The 19,589-nt window shown below is 43.6% G+C and carries 19 protein-coding genes and 1 pseudogene; 17 read left to right on the forward strand and 3 right to left on the reverse strand.

The genetic code is table 11. The annotated features are described in order from the left end of the window. The first annotated feature begins 219 nt into the window (after nucleotides 1-219). The 15 genes and pseudogenes from REC12_RS23385 to REC12_RS23455 all read left to right on the forward strand — a co-directional run bounded on the left by REC12_RS23385 (nucleotide 220) and on the right by REC12_RS23455 (nucleotide 16,075). Entirely contained in the window at nucleotides 220-1,536 is a 1,317-nt protein-coding gene (locus tag REC12_RS23385) for an MFS transporter (RefSeq protein WP_308898398.1), read from the forward strand. Between the two features lie 134 nt (nucleotides 1,537-1,670). Further along, nucleotides 1,671-3,209, forward strand: a complete 1,539-nt coding sequence (locus tag REC12_RS23390; protein WP_308898400.1) for a sulfatase — start codon at nucleotides 1,671-1,673, stop codon at nucleotides 3,207-3,209. A 316-nt stretch (nucleotides 3,210-3,525) separates the two neighbouring features. Further along, entirely contained in the window at nucleotides 3,526-4,800 is a 1,275-nt protein-coding gene (locus REC12_RS23395; RefSeq protein WP_308898403.1) for a PTS sugar transporter subunit IIC, read from the forward strand. Between the two features lie 39 nt (nucleotides 4,801-4,839). Next, nucleotides 4,840-5,097, forward strand: a complete 258-nt coding sequence (locus REC12_RS23400) for an HPr family phosphocarrier protein (protein WP_308898404.1) — start codon at nucleotides 4,840-4,842, stop codon at nucleotides 5,095-5,097. Between the two features lie 17 nt (nucleotides 5,098-5,114). Continuing rightward, nucleotides 5,115-6,857, forward strand: a complete 1,743-nt coding sequence (ptsP, locus tag REC12_RS23405) for a phosphoenolpyruvate--protein phosphotransferase (protein WP_308898405.1) — start codon at nucleotides 5,115-5,117, stop codon at nucleotides 6,855-6,857. Nucleotides 6,858-6,917: 60 nt separating this feature from the next. After that, nucleotides 6,918-7,004: pseudogene (locus tag REC12_RS23410) on the forward strand (6-phosphofructokinase); the annotation flags it as partial. Between the two features lie 13 nt (nucleotides 7,005-7,017). Then, on the forward strand, nucleotides 7,018-8,388 hold the full coding sequence (locus REC12_RS23415) for a glucose-6-phosphate isomerase (protein WP_308898406.1): 1,371 nt from the start codon (nucleotides 7,018-7,020) through the stop codon (nucleotides 8,386-8,388). 16 nt (nucleotides 8,389-8,404) lie between these two features. Further along, on the forward strand, nucleotides 8,405-9,403 hold the full coding sequence (locus REC12_RS23420; RefSeq protein WP_308898408.1) for a thioredoxin domain-containing protein: 999 nt from the start codon (nucleotides 8,405-8,407) through the stop codon (nucleotides 9,401-9,403). Nucleotides 9,404-9,435: 32 nt separating this feature from the next. Continuing rightward, on the forward strand, nucleotides 9,436-9,846 hold the full coding sequence (gene gcvH, locus REC12_RS23425; protein WP_308898410.1) for a glycine cleavage system protein GcvH: 411 nt from the start codon (nucleotides 9,436-9,438) through the stop codon (nucleotides 9,844-9,846). Nucleotides 9,847-10,384: 538 nt separating this feature from the next. Then, a complete protein-coding gene (locus tag REC12_RS23430; protein ID WP_308898412.1) occupies nucleotides 10,385-10,573 on the forward strand; it encodes a hypothetical protein in 189 nt (62 codons plus the stop codon). A 248-nt stretch (nucleotides 10,574-10,821) separates the two neighbouring features. Then, nucleotides 10,822-11,367 carry a GNAT family N-acetyltransferase gene (locus REC12_RS23435; RefSeq protein WP_308898413.1) on the forward strand — a complete coding sequence of 182 codons (546 nt, stop codon included), beginning with the start codon at nucleotides 10,822-10,824 and terminating at the stop codon, nucleotides 11,365-11,367. A gap of 591 nt (nucleotides 11,368-11,958) precedes the next feature. Further along, a complete protein-coding gene (locus REC12_RS23440) occupies nucleotides 11,959-12,780 on the forward strand; it encodes a DUF92 domain-containing protein (protein WP_308898415.1) in 822 nt (273 codons plus the stop codon). Between the two features lie 571 nt (nucleotides 12,781-13,351). Continuing rightward, nucleotides 13,352-13,855: a hypothetical protein gene (locus tag REC12_RS23445; RefSeq protein WP_308898416.1), complete on the forward strand. Its 504-nt coding sequence runs from the start codon at nucleotides 13,352-13,354 to the stop codon at nucleotides 13,853-13,855. A 698-nt stretch (nucleotides 13,856-14,553) separates the two neighbouring features. Further along, nucleotides 14,554-15,132 (forward strand): hypothetical protein, encoded by a 579-nt coding sequence (locus REC12_RS23450; RefSeq protein ID WP_308898417.1) that lies wholly within the window; start codon nucleotides 14,554-14,556, stop codon nucleotides 15,130-15,132. 205 nt (nucleotides 15,133-15,337) lie between these two features. Next, nucleotides 15,338-16,075, forward strand: a complete 738-nt coding sequence (locus REC12_RS23455) for a SagB/ThcOx family dehydrogenase (RefSeq protein ID WP_308898418.1) — start codon at nucleotides 15,338-15,340, stop codon at nucleotides 16,073-16,075. 42 nt (nucleotides 16,076-16,117) lie between these two features. On the opposite strand, the gene REC12_RS23460 is transcribed toward REC12_RS23455, so the two are convergent. Next, nucleotides 16,118-17,080 (reverse strand): MBL fold metallo-hydrolase, encoded by a 963-nt coding sequence (locus REC12_RS23460; protein ID WP_374214244.1) that lies wholly within the window; start codon nucleotides 17,078-17,080, stop codon nucleotides 16,118-16,120. Nucleotides 17,081-17,179: 99 nt separating this feature from the next. Between REC12_RS23460 and REC12_RS23465 the strand changes: the two genes are divergently transcribed. Next, nucleotides 17,180-17,965 carry an SDR family oxidoreductase gene (locus tag REC12_RS23465; protein ID WP_308898419.1) on the forward strand — a complete coding sequence of 262 codons (786 nt, stop codon included), beginning with the start codon at nucleotides 17,180-17,182 and terminating at the stop codon, nucleotides 17,963-17,965. A gap of 115 nt (nucleotides 17,966-18,080) precedes the next feature. Beyond that, on the forward strand, nucleotides 18,081-18,275 hold the full coding sequence (locus tag REC12_RS23470) for a YwbE family protein (RefSeq protein ID WP_308898420.1): 195 nt from the start codon (nucleotides 18,081-18,083) through the stop codon (nucleotides 18,273-18,275). Between the two features lie 316 nt (nucleotides 18,276-18,591). Here REC12_RS23470 and REC12_RS23475 read toward each other — a convergent pair whose 3' ends face one another. Both REC12_RS23475 and REC12_RS23480 read right to left on the reverse strand, forming a co-directional pair. After that, complete coding sequence (locus REC12_RS23475) at nucleotides 18,592-19,125, reverse strand: GNAT family N-acetyltransferase (RefSeq protein WP_308898422.1); 534 nt, start codon at nucleotides 19,123-19,125, stop codon at nucleotides 18,592-18,594. A 299-nt stretch (nucleotides 19,126-19,424) separates the two neighbouring features. Continuing rightward, nucleotides 19,425-19,571, reverse strand: coding sequence for a hypothetical protein (locus tag REC12_RS23480; protein WP_308898424.1), 147 nt, complete (start codon nucleotides 19,569-19,571; stop codon nucleotides 19,425-19,427). Nucleotides 19,572-19,589: the final 18 nt, after the last annotated feature.

Raw genomic sequence — 19,589 nt, forward strand, 5'->3', positions numbered from 1 at the left:
CAAATCTCAAGCAAAGGAGGAGGGCCCCCTTGGAGACGGTTTGTCCGACACCCAGGGGATTGTAGATATTATATCATAATCTCCCGGGTTATTAGCGTTAAATCTTCCAAGGGAAGACTGATTCTCCGGCATTCGTTCGCTTCCTCCGGATGCAAGGAGAAACCTGAAGATATTGGTAGGAATCTTGTGATTTAGTCCAATTAGAAAGGAGAATTGCTAATGAGCTCCAATGTCCTTGACACCTTAGACGGTAACAGGATTACTAAAAGGATTGGCTTTATTGCCTTCGTTGCAGCGATGGGGGCCTTTTTAGACGGATATGACAACATGGTTATAGGGGCGGCACTTCTGATAATTCAACCAGCCTGGAAGTTAAATGCCGCACAGGTAGGTTTATTAGGATCTATAGCCTTTCTTGGCATGGCGGTAGGAGGATTTGTTTTCGGTCGCCTGACCGATAAATTTGGCCGTAAAACCTCGTTTGTACTGGATCTCTTGTTATTTGTTATCGGGGGACTTGTAAGTGCTTTTGCCACTAATATCACTATATTTACTGTGGGTCGTCTGATCATTGGGGTGGCCATAGGAGCTGATGTGCCTATCAGCACCTCACTGATAGCCGAAATCAGTCCCAAAAATAAGCGAGGCTTCCTGACGGGACTCATGCAGCCTTTATGGTTTTTCGGAGCCTTTTGTTCCACGATGATCGCTGTTGTATTTCTTTCAAGCGGGAACAACAATGCCTGGCGCTGGGCTATCGGACTTGGCGTTGTCATTGCAGTAATTGTTATGGGACTCCGGACCCGGATCCCTGAGAGTCCGCGCTGGTTAATGGCTCAGGGCAAGAAGGTCAACACGGAAGAAATCGGTATTAAAAGTAATGAAACTATGCAAACATCTGATACTCAGAATTCAAGTTTGAAGGTTTTATTTAGTAAACGTTATGCCGTTTCATTATCGGTCGTGCTGCTGTTTTGGTTCTTAGCACTTTACAGAGGCGGTACTTTTAATTCCTATGTTCCGCTTTTGTTGCAAATGTTTGGCTTCAAGGCAAAACTGGCTGCCTTAGAAGTCAACGCGGTAATGTATTTGGTCTATTCCATCGTATCACTATTCACGGCTATCTATTTGGACCGCATGGGAAGAAGATCAGTCATTCTCATCGGTTGGGCATTTAATGTCGTCCTGACCTTTTCTCTTGCTTTTGTTTCACAGAGTCAACCGATTGTTTTTGTCGCTTTACTTATGGGCTCAACAATCTTTAATCAGATTGTTACGACAGCGCTGTATCCATGGTCTGTAGAATTTTTCCCCACGATGCTGAGAGCTACGGCCCAGGGAATGGCAACAGGGGTAAGCAGGTTAGGAGCTTTGCTCGCCTCATTTGCCTTTCCGCTCATGCAGGTTTCCTTTGGCTGGACAGGTACGGTTGAGGTAGTTTCGATTATCATGTTCGCCGGACTCATAGCGGGTATTATCCTTCGGCCGGCAGACACAAGCAACCGGTCGCTTGAAGATATCAGCATGAGTAACTAGTTGTATTATCTGTGGTTCGGTGATTGGCTATAAAGCTTATTCTAAGAAATTGATAACTATTGCAAGCAAGTTGTATTTGCCGGAGAGAGTATGTGTACCTTTTGGCAATATAATCCTACAGCGAGGTGGAAAAAATGAATGTAATCTTGGTTATTTCAGATACTTTTCGTCGGGACAACCTTTCCTGTTATGGACCGACTCAAGTCAAAACCCCCAACCTGGATAAGTTGGCTGAAAAATCCTATGTCTTTGACAATGCTTTTTTAGGTTCTTTTCCCACACTGCCTAACCGTTTGGATATCATGAGCGGACGTTTCAGCTTTATCAACTCCGAGTGGGGTGCTCTTCCCAAGGATACGGTTACCCTGCAGCAAATTCTCAGCGCTTCAGGGATAGTAACTCAAATGATTGCCGACAACCCGCACTTAATCGAAAATGGGTATAATTATGAGCGGGGATTTGATGGCTGGGAATGGATTCGAGGGCATGAATCGGATCACTGGAAGGTGACGCCGCGTGATATCGATTTGCCTGCCAATCCGGACAAATTAAGCAAGGCTCATATTACCGTAGAAAACTATTTGCGCAACACATCCTGGTGGAAGTCTGATGAAGATCATTTTGCTGCCCGGTCGGTTAAAAAAGCCTGCCAATGGCTGGAAAATGAAGGGCAGGAACTGGAAAAGTTTTTCTTGTATATTGATCTCTTTGATCCTCATGAACCCTGGGACCCATCAGAAGAATACGTTAAAATGTATGAGGATGAGTATCACGGAGAAGAGGTTATTTATCCCTATAGTGATTATTGGAAAGAGTTTCTTTCTGAGGACGAACTTAAGCATATTCAGACTCTGTACAGGGCTAAAGTTAGCATGGTCGACCGCTGGATTGGTGTGTTGCGGGATAAGATCGAAAAATTAGGTTTGGAAGAAGATACTGTCTTCATTTTTACAAGTGATCATGGGCATCTCTTCGGCGAACATGAACGTATCGGCAAGGCCTTCAATCCTCCTAAAGGCTACTATGAAGCGTTTCGCATGTATCATGAAATACGCAGTCTTCCTTTGCTTGTTCACCTCCCGGGGCAGAAAAAAAGCGAGCATCTTGAAGCACTGGTCCAATCCCCTGATTTAATGCCGACAATTCTGGAAATGACGGGTTTAGTAGCCTCGGAAACCATGAGTGGTAAAACCAATGTGCAAGCACTGCAGTGTGGTATCTTCTATACGAACGATTGGCATTTTAACCCGGAAGAGATCCATGGCAAGTCCATCATGCCGCTCCTGCGCGGAGAAACAAAACAATTGCGCGCTATTGCGGTCAGTTCCAACACGCTGATTCACCACACACCCGTTGTGGCGAAGTGTGCGGTCGTGACGGAGGATGGCTGGTGTTTGCACTATTCCGGAGATTATACGGATGAAGTACAGCAGGGGATCAAGGTTAACAGAAAACTGATTGAACTTAATCCCAAAAAAGAACGGGTAGAGCCGGCCTTGTTTTATTTGCCTGCTGACCCTAATGAGGAGCATAACCTGATCCAGGGCAACGAAAAACGGGCGCTGGCAATACACCAGCGCTATGTTCAGTGGCTTGAAGAAATAGGTACTCCCGAAGAACATCTTGCCGGCAGGCGGAAATTTGCAATAAGCGAAGATGCTAACGAATCTTAAGGATATCCGATAAATTTAACGCTCCCCGGCCTTGGTTATAAAGTATATTCTTTTTGATGAAATAGCATCCTGCGGACACTTGCGGGCAAAAAACGCTGACTTCCCCGCCTGTTGAGGGTAAACGTTCATCAGGATGGATACTGCCGTCCAAAAAAGCAGGGAGAATTCGCCCCCTGCTTTTTTGGCCCAAAAGCGAAGGTTCTTGGAAAAGGCTAAATGGGACAATGTCAAGATGCTGCGTTTGGATTATACCAATTTAAGCACGAGGAAATTCCCCTGAAACCGGATAACCGGATCAATTGTTGGAGGAGAACAGATGTCTGAAGCTTATAATTTTCTTCTAAAAGTACAAGATCTGCTGCAATCAAAGGCAGCGCCTCTAGCCGGTAAAATTAATGCTGAAAGACATATTTCTGCGCTAAAAGATACTATCTTGTCTATTGAACCATTGATGCTGCTGGGAGGATTTGCTCTGGTTTTAGCCCGAAGGCCGGTTGCGGCAAATTGGTCGCAGACGCTTATGATTCTCTATCATTTGACAATAGGGCTATTGAGTCTCTTTACAGTCATTGTCCTGGCCTACCAGCTGTGCAAGAGCTATAATCTGGATCCTGTGCTGGGAAGCAGTTCTGCTTTGCTGACGTTTCTTAGTTTAGCTGTTCCAACTGTAGCTCCCGGGCAAACGAACCCGAATGGTTTATTCCTGGCGGCAGAATTTTTGGGGGTTAAAGGCTTTTTTTCAGCAATTATTCTCGGGCTTTTGACTGTGGAAGTTGTCCGGCTTTTAGATATCAAGGGCGTTAAGGTTAGAATGCCTGAAAGTGTGCCTCCGGTCGTTGCTGTTCCGTTAAATGCCTTCATTCCGGTAATTATCAATGTTGTTCTTTTTATGAGTTTAAATAGCATCATGATGCGTTTTTGGGGAGTAGATATTCCCCAGGCCGTTCTGAACTTAATGACTCCTCTTACAAATACCATGGACAGCATGGGGATAGTTATCTTGGCAGCACTTCTCATCAACATTTTATGGTTTTTCGGCATTCATGGCGGGTCCGTTGTGCAAAGTCTGCTTATCCCCTTCCTTACCTTCAATTTCGCTGCCAATGCCCAGGCAGTGGAATTGGGAAAGCCCCTGCCTCATATTTTTTCAGGAAATTTCTTCTATACCTTCGTCAATATCGGAGGATCGGGAGCTGCTCTGAGTTTAGCTCTGGCTATGCTTATCGTGGCGCGGTCAGAGCAACTGAAAGGGATATCCAGAAACGGGTTTCTTTCGGTAATTTTCGGAATCAGTGAAACCTTTGTTTTTGGTACTCCAATTATTATGAATCCAACTCTCTTCATTCCCTTTGTAGTTCTGCCGATGTTAAATGCTGTTCTTGCTTATTTAGCGGTTGCCTTTCATCTCGTAGGCGGGGTTTATCTTTATCTGCCGGTCAATACACCGGGTCTGATTGCGGCTTTTCTCAGCACCATGGATTGGCAAGCCGTGCTCTTGTGGATGATTATCTTAGGAATTGACATTATCGTATATATTCCCTTTATCAAGAGCTATGACAGGAAGTTATTAACTAAGGAAATTGAGAACTGAACGTACCCTATTTGTTAAATCAATGAAAGGATGTAAGAAATGCTGGAAAAAAGTTTTATTAACAAACATGCCTCAGGGCTGCATGCGCGGCCCGCTGCTCTGTTGGTGCAAAAAGCAAATTCTTTCCCTTGTGAAATCAGCTTGACAAGAGGGGATAAAAGAGTCAGCGCCAGAAGCCTCCTGAGTATTATTAGCTTGGGAATCGGAGCAAATGAAAGCGTTACGGTCATTGCGGCGGGCGAAAAAGAAGCTGAAGCGATCCAGGCGATAGGAGAGTTACTGGAAGCGGGGGAATAAGGCAAAGGAGGAGGCCAATGGAATACCAAGGAATAGCCGCGGCCTCAGGTTACGTGCTGGGGCCGGCTTACGTATTGGAGGATCAACAGTTACAGATAACAAGGCAAACTATTCCGTCGGACTCTATCGAGATAGAAGTGCAGCGCTTAGAAGACAGTGTAAGCCGGGCTATTCGGGAAATTGCCGGGATCAAGGAGGCCGCCCGTCAAAGACTTGGCGAAGATGAGGCTGAAATTTTCACAGCACAAATCCTTGTCTTAGAGGACCCGGAGTACCTCGGCGCCATTAAAGAAAAAATCAGGTCGGAAAAAATGAACGCTGAAGCAGCGGTGCAAGAAATAACGGAGCAATTTTTGACTCTTTTCGCTGACTTGGATCATGAATATATCCGTGAACGAGCGGCAGATTTAAGGGATGTAAGTCATCGGCTGCTGCGCGGGTTGATGGGAATTCAGTCGCTTTCCTTGTCAGCTATGACGGAAAGAGTTATTGTAGTCGCCCATGATTTGACGCCCTCGGATACAGCTCGGCTGGACCGGAGCAAGGTTGCCGGTTTTGTTGCGGATATTGGAGGGAGGACTTCCCATTCCGCCATTATGGCTCGTACCCTGGGACTCCCGGCGGTTGTCGGTCTGCAAACTATTGCGGCTCAAGTGAAAAACGGGGATTTTCTTATTGTCGACGGTAATGCTGGAAAAGTATTTGTGAATCCCTCGGAAAATATGATTCAAACCTACCGGAACAAGCAAAATGAACTGACGGGAATTAACGAAGAGCTCAATCAGTTAATTGATAAGCCCACTCTAACCCGGGACGGAGTGCAAGTAGAGCTGGCGGCCAATATCGGGAACCCTGAAGACGCCAAGAGAGCGCTGGCGACAGGCGCTGAGGGGATCGGTTTATACCGTACAGAGTTCTTGTATATGGGGCGTAAGGACCTGCCTACAGAACAGGAACAATTTAGCGCCTATCAAAGGGTTGCCTTAATGTTCGGCCAGAAGCGGCCGGTTGTCATTCGTTCCCTGGATATCGGCGGTGACAAAGAATTACCCTACTTAAATATACCTAAGGAAATGAATCCCTTCCTCGGCTATCGGGCAATCCGGTTTTGCCTTGACCGCACCGACATTTTTAAAACTCAGTTGCGGGCTATTCTGCGGGCCAGTGCCTATGGAAATATTAAACTGATGTTCCCCATGATTGCTACTCTCCAGGAACTTCGTGCAGCCTATGAAGTTCTTGAAGCGGTTAAGCAAGATCTTAGTAAAGAAAATATCCCTTTCAATGCGGCCATGGAAGTTGGCATCATGGTGGAGATCCCGGCTGTTGCTGTTCTAGCCGAGCAATTTGCCCAGGAAGTGGATTTTTTCAGTATTGGCACGAATGACCTGGTGCAGTATACCCTGGCCGCCGACCGCTTGAATGAAAAAGTTTCCTACTTGTATCAGCCTTATAATCCCGCTGTGCTGCGCTTGATCCAGGGTGTTATTTCAGCGGCTCATCAAAAAGGCAAATGGGTTGGAATGTGCGGGGAGATGGCCGGAGATTTAACGGCGATACCCATTTTACTCGGTTTGGGGTTGGATGAATTCAGTATGAGCGCCGGTTCGCTTTTACCTGCGCGGGCTTTACTTAGCCAATTGACCCGGTCGGAGGCACGGCGAATGGCAGAAACAGTCCTAGCCTTAAACAGTGCTGAAGAAATCAAAGGCTTTGTGGAAAAGGAGATTCCCTTTATTACAAAAATCCGGAATAACTAAACGAATAATCTTCAATCGCTGCGTATAGTCCGAAAAGGGAAAGAGAAAGGAGGGACAGATTTGCAGAAAATAGCTGTTTTAACCAGCGGCGGAGATGCCCCCGGAATGAATGCGGCCATCAGAGTTGTAAGAAGAGGATTTGCCAAAAGGAGAGTAGCTCATGCCGGATACGATTTCTTTTGATGATTCCTGGGCCTTGCCTTTTCTCAGACGGGAAGAAATAAGGCAGATGCAGTCCCAGGTATCACTCGCTCATAACTTGCTCCATCAGAAAACCGGAGCAGGGAATACTTATACAGGCTGGCTGGATTGGCCTTGGGATTATGACAAGGAAGAATATGCCCGGATCAAGCAGGTAGCCCAAAGGATAATCGCTCAGTCCGAGGTCTTCCTGGTGATCGGAATTGGCGGTTCTTACCTGGGAGCGAAAGCAGCCTTGGAAATGCTGACCCCCAGCTTTTATAACCAGCTGTCCGCTGCCCAACGAAAAACTCCCCAAATCTACTTTTTAGGGCAGCAGCTTAGCTCCCCCTATCTGGCTGATCTTCTGGAGAGCTTGGAAGGCAAAGAAATTTCAGTCAACGTCATCTCCAAATCCGGGACAACCACGGAACCGGCTGTTTCCTTCCGGATCATCCGGGAGTATATGGAGCAACGATACGGCAAAAGCGGAGCCGGGGAGAGAATCTTTGCCACTACGGACCGGAAACGCGGCGCCCTGAAGCAGCTGGCCGGGGAAGAGGGGTACGAAAGCTTTGTCATACCGGATGATATCGGCGGAAGATACTCCGTGCTTACTGCCGTCGGGCTGCTGCCGATGGCTGTGGCAGGGATTGAAATTGACGAGATTATGGCGGGCGCCCAAGAGGGACATCGCTTCTATGCACAACCCATGTTGGAGGAAAATCCCTGCTATCAGTACGCGGCGATCCGTAATCTGCTGTACCGTAAAGGTAAAACCACGGAACTGCTGGTCAGCTACGAACCCTCGCTGCAGTATTTCGCCGAATGGTGGAAACAGTTGTTTGGCGAAAGCGAAGGGAAGGATCAGAAGGGGATCTTCCCAGCCGCAGTTCATTTCACCACCGACCTTCATTCCCTGGGCCAGTATATCCAGGATGGTCTGCGCAACTTGTTTGAGACCGTCGTGTTTGCCGGACAGAGCCAGGCGGAACTGGTGATTCCCAAGGATGAAAATAATTTCGACGGCCTTAATTTTCTGGCCGGCCAAAGCGTGCAGTTCGTCAATCAGCGCGCGATGGAAGGAACAGTACTGGCCCATACCGACGGTGGAGTTCCTAACCTAATGATTCGTATTCCGCAACTTAATGCTTTTTACTTTGGCCAAATGGTTTACTTCTTTGAAAAAGCCTGCGGCATCAGCGGCTATCTCCTGGGGGTCAATCCCTTTGACCAGCCCGGAGTTGAGGCGTACAAGCAGAATATGTTTGCTCTTTTAGGTAAGCCGGGGTATGAAGAAAAGAAAGCCGAGCTGGAAAAGCGAATTGCGCAATTTACATGCCAATTATGAAAAGGAGAGAATACAATTGTCCGTTAAGCCAATATTACAACCGGGAATTCCTGCGCCAGAGTTTACCTTGCCGGCGATTAACCGGAAAAGCGAAGAGATCAACAGCCGCCATCCGGCGGAAGTAAGCGTCTTTGTATTCTTTGGCTCGGAGATGACCGGGCCAATCACAGCTCAATTGGGGGATTACCAGGAACGACTCAAGGATTATGAAGTCAAAAAGGCCAGATTAATTGGCATATCGAATGCTTCCGGTGACGCTTTAGAAAACCTTGCGGAGGAAAAGCAGTTGACTTTTCCCATCCTTCACTCCGATCTGACGGGGGGACCAGCCTATAGCTATGGCGTGGTTGATGGCGGTCAGATTTTGCCGGTCGTCTTTGTCGTCGATCCGGAAGGCGTCATCCGCCGCGTCTTTGATCCGGACCCCGCTGAAGGACTTCCGAACCCGGCCATGGTACTGCGGGCCATTACCAATCTAAGCAACGCGCCTAAACCTCCAGTTATAGCAGCCGATGATTGGCGCCTGGGACCGGCGGATGCACCGATTGTCTTGATTGAATACGGCGACTACCAATGCAGTCACTGTCGCGATCTTTTTAATGTCGTTAAAGACTTAATGCCTATCTATAAGGATAAGCTGCAGTTTATTTTCCGGCATTTCCCGATGCGCCATGCCCATCCTTTGGCCATTATGGCGGCGCAAGCCGCTGAAGCGGCAGGAATACAAGGGAAGTTCTGGGAAATGCACGCTCGTATGTTCGCTGCGGATAATGACTTAGAAACAGAAAAACTGAGGGTCTATGCCCAGGAAATCGGACTGGATCCGGAACGATTCAGCGCTGATTTAACAAGCCCTGCGGTGGAAAGTGCGGTGATGGACGAGTACCGCGAAGCGACAAAACATAAGATCAAATCGCCGCCGACCTTGTTTGTTAACTCGATTCTCTTTGACGGTGCTCACACGCTGGAGAATTTAGGCCATAAAGTCGCCGGACTCCTCTCTTGCTTAGATTAGTCCTAATATAAATCAAGAAAGGAACAAGCAACATGGTTGAAAAAAAGGAACTGGAAGAACTGACCCTATTAGAAGATCGACGGTATGACTCAGAGCATGCCTGGGCGCGAATTAAAGGAGACGAAGTCTTTATTGGAATCAGTGACTTTGCTCAAGATCAGCTGGGTGACATTGTTTTCATCGAGCTGCCAAGTGTCGGGGCTGTCTTGAAAAAAGGGGATGTTTTTGGACAGGCTGAATCCGTGAAATCAGTCTCCGCGCTTTATATGCCGGTGAGCGGAGAGGTCGTGGCAGTTAATGAGAACCTGGCAGATACACCGGATACTGTGAATAAAGATCCCTATGAAGAGGGGTGGATGATAATCGTTAAACCGAATGATTTAAGCGAACTCGATGAACTTCTAACGAGCGAGGATTATCTTAACTTCCTCAAAGAATCTTAAATCTTAAAAACCAGTAAATCTTTCAAGGTTCAATATTGATGAACCCCTTTCCTACTGTTGGCTTTGCTATAGTATCAGGCCAGGTTGGAAGGGGGTTCTTCATTATAATCATTTGGCATATTCCACTCTTAAAGCGTTGGGGTATTGATATCTTCACGAAGTCTTCACTAAAACAAAACAGATCCGGCAAGAAGAATCCCTGGTCGATGTAATAGAAAATGCTAAAGATGTAAGTGAAAGCCCAGCTGACAGGGTACTATAAGATCTAGGACCAAAATACGTAAAATAGCACCAGTGCGTCTATATTTAAAGGTATTTTCCATGCTTTTCTAGAAGAAAAATACTTAATTTAAACGGCTTGGAGAATTTTGATTTTGATAGGGAGGGTGAATAATAATATGACGAGAAAGGAAAATTGCTGGAATTGTGATATAAAAGCTTTAGGTCTGTATACGCCGTGTCTCCGCCCTAAAATATAGTAACACCGTTTTTTGTCAAAAGTATGGGCTATACTTCTATGTTATTGAAGGAGAAGCCAATGATTAAATCAAAAAGTAAAGTAGTATCAATTGCGCTAATGGTCATAGCAACTGCATTTATGATTTTTGCTATTTGGACTGAAAACATGAGCATATCTACACGACCTTTTATCGTTTTGGGTTACTTGCTCCTAATGACGTTTGCAATGCTTATTTCTGGGAAGAGTAGCAACCTCAAAAAGAAATAGCGCCTGATAAAGGTTAGCTGGTGGGCAGCTATCGGACTCTTTCAATCCCGCATGATGAATATACCTATCGGATAGCCGAACCGGAAAGCTGGAGGATGAGGGGATGCGGTTATATGTGTGGGGAGTGTTGGGGAACAGAAGATGGCTAGTTTTGAAGGTTGGGGTGAAGTGGTCATGTTGGGTGCGGTTGATTAACAGTAGTTCTAATTACATTAGTATAAGCTATAATTAATAGAAGGTGGTAGAATATGCCAAGAATACTTGGTGAGAGGATTATCCTACGCGAATATAGAAAAGAAGATATTGAACATATGAGAAAATGGGTTAATGATCCTGAAGTTGTAGATTTTTTATCGGATATTTTCCTATTTCCACATACTATCAATATAACAGAGGACTTCGTTAATTCCGTGTTAAAAGGCGAGCATAAGGATTCTTGTAACCTTATAATTGCGAAAAAGGACACTGAAGAGTACTTGGGACAAATTGACCTAATTTATATAGATTGGAAAAATAGAGCTGGCGAAATAGGAATTGTATTGGGTGCTGCAGAGAATAGAGGTAAAGGTTATGGCACTGAAGCAATTAAACTTTTACAGAGATATGTTTTTAACCGGTTAAATCTAAATAGGTTGGAAATAAAAGTTCGTGATTTTAATATTCGGGCTCTTCGGTGCTACATTAAATGTGGTTTTAAAGAAGAAGGAAGACTAAGGCAGAACTTTTTTGTCAATGGGAACTACACAGATACAATTGTTCTTTCACTGCTTAAATCTGAATATGAGATGTTTTAATACAATTTCGCCTCTTCTCAAAAGAAAGTTCTCTTTGGAAGGTAGCATGTAGGTAGAGCACACCATCCGTTCCCCCCGCCAACAGCAAAAGAAATAGCCGCATAAAGACTAGCAGGTGGTCTGGTGCGCCGAAGAGTTGCGTAATGCGGAGACCTTGAATGGCTATGGAACCCAACGCCTAATGCTGCGGGCTGTCCTTACCTAACCTAACCGTGAGGATTACCGAAACAAGGGTTATGGACAAGAGGTTACGACTGAATTATTAAAATAAATAGGAAATTGGACTTTTCTAAAGCCCGACCTGGAGTAACATTTAAAAAATCGGAACGGAATTTATTTCTGGAATAAATTAGGGTTTAATAAAATTACAAAATATGTTGGAGATAAAGTGTTTACCAATGACTCTTTTGCAATATTAGAACTTGAGAAAAATTTGATCGTGTAAGGTCTTATTTCAACTCTGCCCACCGGCACCCTTGTTAACCTCAAGCAGAAATGGATGGGCGCTCTCAGCGTAACATCTTGCTCAAAGAGGTATACCGCCCGTATCATTCTTTATAAGAGAATAAACTAAAGAGGTTCTACAAGAAAATGATTTTTGATACTCTTTGGATAGATATTTCAATAATTGCCAGCATTATAGCAATTTGTATTTTGGCGTATAAGGCGAAGGCACTCACGCTTTTGGGAGCTGTTTTTGCTTTTTTCCTGACTGTTGGGCTTTATATTTCTGGTGGTATTCCTTTCTTAGCTACTTTATTAGGATTCTTTATATCCTCCAGCTTTTTTACAAAATTACGTGCAAAGGAGAAGGAAGAGCTCGAAAAGGCATTGTATGAAAAGGGAGGAAACAGAGACCATATTCAGGTCTTAGCCAACGGTGGGGCGGCATTTATCATTGCTGCAGCTTATTTCCTGATGCCTGTCAAACAGCTTTTAGTAGCTTATTTTGTAGCAATAGCGGCATGTAATGCTGATTCGTGGGCTTCGGAAATAGGTATCATGAGCAGGTCAACCCCTTTTTCCATTATAAATTTTAAACCTGTTCAAAGGGGGATATCTGGTGGGGTGACATTTCTCGGATTGTTTGCAAGTGCTTGCGGTGCTTTGTTTATTGCCGGAATATATACTATATTTATGTTTGTACGTATTCCTTTCCTCGAACTGATAAGGGATTGTACAATTATTGTGATATTTGGATTTGTCGGGGCTGTTATAGACAGTGCCTTAGGGGAGCTTTTCCAACCTGCCTACGTTGACAGCAAAGGGAAGCTCACGGAACAAAGAGCCACCGGAAGAGTGCAAAACAAGATGGTAAAAGGCTTTGAATTTTTCGGCAATGATATGGTCAATTTTATAAGCTCCCTAATGGCAGCAGGTCTTGCATATTGTATTTTAGCTTTTTTATACTGAGCTTCCTCTATACCCGCGAGAGTGGGGTTAAGAACTAAATAATTTAAACGGCTTTGCGGGAAATGTAATCCAGGGCGTGTGCTCTGGATTCACTATTATAGGCAAAAACGAGAGATGTTGAAATTTTTCCGCATGTTCGGGTGTAGTGGTATAATTTAATATCAGATGAGATATCAGATCAGATTGATATAGACAAAGCTTTTCTTTCACCATTAAACGTGTTTGATGCACATATCAGGAGGAAGACTGATGGAAATTGTCTATTTAAACTTTGAGTGAGTGGAATAGAAGCTAGCTGAATTATACGTTATCGATACCCTCTACGCCCACCACGTGCCATGCTAAGCTCAAGAAGAAATAACCACTATGATCAAGCCGAGCCAGAGGTCAAGTACCGAGATGATTCTCCGCTTCACAAAAGAAGGCCCCTTTCGAAGGTGAGTGGATGATTTGCTAGCTTATAAACACGTCTGAAAGGTACATTCAGTATTTGATTATTTTGACGCCGATGATGTTTGAGTGTTGTGGTCACGGGTGTAGGGTAAGCATAAGGAGGTTTAGGGTATGGCGATTGAAAATTGGTGTCAAAATGGTGATTAATGTGCAAGAAACGATTGATGACATATTAAAATCCAGACCAGAGCCACATTCTGGAGAAGAATTAGTGCAATTTTTAATGCAGGTTTTTAATGCCGCTGAAATTCCTGAACGTTTCGAGGATTTATCATTAAAAGATGCTGCTCTTAAGATTCTTGATCCTGGCTTTTCTCAATTTCTCCCAATAAATTTTGGCCAAAGGTTAAAAATAGTTCGGGATATCCCTTCTGAAAAATACGACTTACAATTTGTTGCATTACATATAGCCCAATTTAATGTGAATATTCGTATTGAAGTGAAATCCGCCATATTTGTTGCTTCCTTCGTAGGTGATGATGAAACAGGTGAAGTGAATCTCCGGTTTTTAAATAAATTGCGTGTTTGGTTGGGTATCTCACAAGAAGATATTGATAATCGTTCTGATCGCTTTATGAGTTACGTATATGCTTATAGTGAATTAAACAAACAAAAATTATAAACAAGATGACATGTTGAAATATCTCGGTCACATCCCGGATAATCAATCCTCCCGCGCCAACCGCCTAGCCTTCGCCTACTTCTTCACAATTACCATCACTCACTTCGGAGCCTAGATATTATGGACCGGACGCTCCGTATAACACTCCAGTAACTAATCAACCGGTGGGACATTATGCAGATGGTACAGTAATAGGTAGTTTAAACACAACTGGTATTGGTGGAGGGAGGTTAGGTACTGTTATTGATGCGAGTGGTCATGTTACCGCCTGGTTGGGGTGGTACCTTAAATCGGTATTCGGCATCTGTTTCAATAAAAGACTAGATATTCATAAACCTTTAGATCATTGGCTAGAACACTCTGTACAATGTTTTTGCTAGCGTAAAATAGCGTCAGTAAAGTACAATGCTGTTTACGCTAGCGCAAACAGCGGGGTTAGGAACTAAATAATCTAAACGGCTTTGCGGGAAATAAAAAAATGTAATGTAATCCAGGACGGATAATATACTCTGGATTTTTACTTATAGCGGGCCAGACAGGTATTAACTAGAGAGGTATAAGTCTCCAAATCTCCGTCAAAAAAAGACCACCTTTCCGCTAAGGAAAGGTGTCTTTTATTATGTGGCAAAAGGTATTATAATATTTTAAAAATTGAAATATTTAACAGGCAAACAGGAATTTATAATGGAGGTTAATAAGTGAATAAGGATAGAAACTGGACCGTTTTATTTATTGGTGGAGCTTCGGGAATAGGCAAATCAAGCATAGCTTATGAAATTGCTCGATTCTATGGCGTGAATGTCTTGGAAGTAGATGATATCCAGCTATCTGTAAAAACGGTTACAACAAAGGAAAGTTTTCCCGCAGTACATTATTGGGATACTGGCGTAAATTGGAAAGACGTTGGAGTTAATGGCAATGTAAACTGGTTGATTGATGTAAGCAAAGAAATGATTCCGGTATTGAAAGAGCTTGTAAACAGGCATATTGAAGATAAATTGTCAGTTATAATTGAGGGCGATTTTATCTATCCCGAATTTACAATATCTTTCGATAATCCAGAGGTAAAATCAATTTTTGTGAATGAACCAAACATAAATCAAATATTGCAGAATTATTTATCAAGAGAAGGTAGCGAGTTACAGCATTACAGAGCCGAAATAAGTATTGCATATGGAAAGTGGATAGCAGATACTTGTAATCAAAAGGATATTAGATTGATTGACTCAAGACCTTGGGATACTGTTTTAACGAGAGCTATAAAAAGTTTATTGTGATGCAAATGCTTTGGTTTTGCTATCTTGAGTACAAGAATTAAGCAAAATGCTGAACTCATACCTCCAAATAAGTACGCTATAATGTAATTGTCAAAACCTAGGTACTTTCGTAAATAAAAAGCCCAACCTTAAGGTTGGACCAGGATAGCTATTGTTTAGTTATCTCTTGATTTAGGATAATATTGCGCTAAGGGGAGTTGAAATAATGGACTCAATAGGAGAACAATTTATTGATCGAACAAAACATAACAAACTTGGGCCATCAGATCAGGCTTTAGGTAAGCCGAATCCACCGATTCAACTGGAATTTAATGAGACTCAACCCATCATTAAATTACCCAAACCGAGTGAAATAGTAACTGAGCCCGTGGAATTACGAAGAGTGATTGAGCAACGCAAAAGTATCAGGAATTATTCTACAGTGGCTTTAACAATTGAACAATTATCATATCTGTTATGGTGTACTCAAGGAGTCAAAACAGTCGTCCAAGGGATATCAACATTACGTAACGTTCCTTCGGCAGGAGCACGACATGCGTTTGAAACGTATTTACTGATTAATAATGTCAAAGGAATTACCCCTGGTTTATACAGATTTTTAGCGTTAGAACACAGTCTAATTAGTGTTTCGTTAGATCAATATATTTCGGACAAAGTCACAAAGGCCTGTTTTAACCAGACCTTTATCAAATCCAGTTCGGTAACTTTTATTTGGACTGTCATACCTTATAGGATGAATTGGAGATATGGAGAAAGAGGGTATCGATACTTGTATCTCGATGCAGGACATGTTTGCCAAAACTTATACCTAAGTGCCGAGTCAATAAATTGTGGAGCCTGCGCAATAGCCGCTTATTCGGATGACGAGTTGAATCAGCTACTAGGACTTGATGGAAAGGAGCAGTTTGTAATATATTTGGCAACCGTCGGTATGAAGAGATAAAAATTTTAGAAAGTAAAATGAATATAGAGGAATGATTGCCCCTCAGTGCGGTAGTACCCATGTGCCTCCCACTTCCTGAATAGCTATCTTCTCTATTTGACCGGAGGCAGCCTGGCGAAAGCGGACGATTGGTTCACCCATAGGTTCGTTGGATAATTTGAAAGTTCCCCAGTGCATAGGAATGATCCATTTGGCAGACATATCTTCAGCCATTTTCCAGGCTTGTTCGGGAGTGGCGTGCATCCTTTCGAAGGATTTAGGTGAATAGGCGCCAATGCCCATAATTGCCAAGTCTATGGGTATCCCAGCAAGTTGATGTTTAATTAGGTCTGTATACGCCGTGTCTCCACCAAAAAATATAGTGACACCGTTTTTTGACAAAAGTAAGCTATTGGCTTCCATGCTTTTGTCCCAAGGTAAACGGGCACCCCAGTGTTTCCCTTCAATCGCTTTTACATTTACTCCAGCTAACGACCTGCTGTCACCCCAGTGCATTTCTTCGATCGATTGGAATTTCATGCCCTGCCATAAGGGTAATGTATTTTTAGCAGTAACAGCGATTGTCTTTGGCGACTGTAACTGACGCAACGTTGGATAGTCGAAATGATCCGTATGGGCATGAGAGATAAGCAATAGATCGACAGGTCCAACTTGTCCGCTGTTTAAGGCAGCAGTTATATACCGTCTTGGCCCTATAGTTTGATCCCCAATGGGAGTAATACCAATACGGGAACCCAAAGCCGGATCGGCAATGATTCTTGTACCGAAAAAATTAATCAAAAAGCTGGCATGCCCAAGCCAGGCGACGGTAACCTCGTTGTCCGACCATTTTCCGGGAGTAGGGTGAAGTCTGGCTGTGGTAGTTTCATGTTCAACTTCTTCAGCTAAATGCTCAGTCAGAAGTTTACCTGCAGGTGTAAATCCTCCTGCTAAGAAAAGCGTTCCTAAGAGTCCTAACCCTAAAATTCTGCGTCGTGTGTACTTCTTATTTAATATCGAGTTCAAATGAAATCACTCTCCACAGGGTTATTCGTCATGAGACCGCCTATTCCTCTAATACAAAACGGAAGGGTGAAAGTGAAGAGAAGATAGGAGTGAACTATATTGAATTTAAACCTAGAGTCTAAGGTCGTGCTGGTTACTGGCGGAAGTAAGGGGATTGGCCTGGCCTGTGCAAAAGCCTTCCTCGCTGAAGGAGCGAGAGTCGCTATAGTCTCACGTGCGCGCGAAAATTTAGATGCAGCCCAGCTTTATTTGGAAGGCGAGGACTTTTCCGTTTACACTTGCCCTGCTAATCTGACAGAAGCAAGTGAAGCAGAGCTTATGGCCGGAATGGTAGAAAACCATTTAGGTCCTATTGACATTCTAATAAATAGCGCAGGAGCAGCGAAGCGTTATCCAATACAAGAATTAAATTCTCAGGCTTGGCGGGATGCCATGGATGCTAAATTTTTCACATATACAAATGCAGCTGACGCAGTCGGACGCCGTATGGTTGGCCGGAAGCAAGGAGCAATTGTCAATATTATCGGCTTAGGCGGAAAAGTTGCCTCGTCCTTACATTTACCGGGTGGAGCAGCTAATTCTGCTCTAATGCTTGTCACGGTTGGCCTAGCTCAAGCATATGGGCGTGAAGGAGTAAGAGTTAACGCCATTAACCCGAATACTACGACGGGCGAACGGACCAATGTCAAAATCAGCCTGGAAGCTAATCTACGTAATATTAGTGAATCTCAAGTTCTGGCAGAGCATCAGGCACAGATCCCAATGGGACGTTATGCGACTCCGGAGGAAATAGCTAATGTGGCTCTATTTCTAGCCTCCGATAAGGCAAGCTATGTGACTGGAGCAATAATTCCCATGGATGGGGGACTTTATCCTATTATTTAACCTCAAAGATCGTTGGACTTGCTCCCGGTACCCACGGAGAGAACCGAAGGCGGTTGGAGGGTGAAGGACGTTAGGCAACAGTAAAATTGATTTCATAGAATAGGTGGTCATAGTAATGGATGGAAATAATCGAGCAAATATCACGCGCGGTACACACGTTTTGATAGTACAAAAACAAGATCAGAGAACGGAAAAATTAACTGAAGGTGTTGTTAAAGACATTCTGACTAATTCGCCTACTCATCCTCACGGAATAAAAGTTCGCCTTGAGAGTGGAATAGTGGGTCGAGTAAAGCGCATTCTCCCTTAAACGTTAACTGATTGCCGCATCTATTTTGTGGGGGAAGATAGAGCCGATCCAGGTTGGCAAATCCTCTTATGAGAGGGAAATCGGCTGATTTATAGTATATCGGCTTGAATTAATTAAGTTCCAAGATTTAATATCCAACGGTTAAAATTTCTGTAGTTTAAAACCTGGGTATTTCTCTATTTCAGAAAATTACTATGGAGAGTAATGCTCCGGCAATAATCCATAAAGTATCAATTTTCAATTTTAGTAAATTGATGTGTACCCCATGTCAAGGACAATTTGGGTTTTTGGAATTCCACCTAAATAACAAACTAATTTATCTTCTACGCATATCCTTTTCAAATCTGAAAAAGTATTCTGCTCCGGCAATATCCTCACGCGGTGTGTGCGGATCAAGGTGACGGGGATTGTAAAACTCAACGATATTGAATCCACATTTATTGACATAAAAATGAATATTCCGCTTTTCAAAATAAGGGGTATGCGTTTCCCATATCTCGGTTTCAGGGTGAAGCTGTTCAATGGATTTCCAGGCCGCAAGCCCAACACCACGGCCATGACCGTTCGGATTCACAAATAGTAAATCAAGCGAATTGTGTTGAGTTGAGGGATGAATCACAATTACCGTACCTCCGACAATCTGACCATCCAGCACAATATGGTAGGTTTCAGCACCTGGTGCATCCATAGATTTTTCAATATCTTCTTTGGGAATTACCTCACCTGCCGATTCGCCAAACTCCTTTACTACAGCAACAGTAAATGCTGCTTGCAAAGCATTTATAAAATTAGCACGCTCGTTCTCATTGATGGGAACAAGCGAAATTTTTATATCCGATATGTTATTCATCGTATTTTCTCCAAATCTCCATTGCTCTTAACGGATAATGTGAATAATCTGCAGTATAAAACTGCCCGACAAATTCCTATGTTCCTGTCCAAAATAATATCATAACTGAGTCAATTTCAGAAAGCGAGACTCCCAGAATCTGTTTAACCTTTTTAGTTGAAACTTATGCGGCAAGCTTTTTTGATTTTTTTAAACGATCTACAGCAATTTGAAGTAGCAAACCTGGTCAATTCCGTCAACTTCATAGCAACGGTGTGGTCTTACCTGCCGAACCGGGAAACTGCCGGCGCGATATAAACTCAGTTATTTAATTTCTTAATAATATCAGATAATAGCGCAACAACGTTGTTGATTATATCAGGTTCCAAATGCCCATATCCAATAAGCAGCTTGCTTTGACGCCATAGCTGCAATTCACTTTTCCGGTTCAATTCAATTCCTAACATAACCCCTCCAACTGGCTC

Source organism: Candidatus Desulfosporosinus nitrosoreducens, from assembly GCF_030954495.1.
GTDB lineage: Bacteria > Bacillota > Desulfitobacteriia > Desulfitobacteriales > Desulfitobacteriaceae > Desulfosporosinus > Desulfosporosinus nitrosoreducens.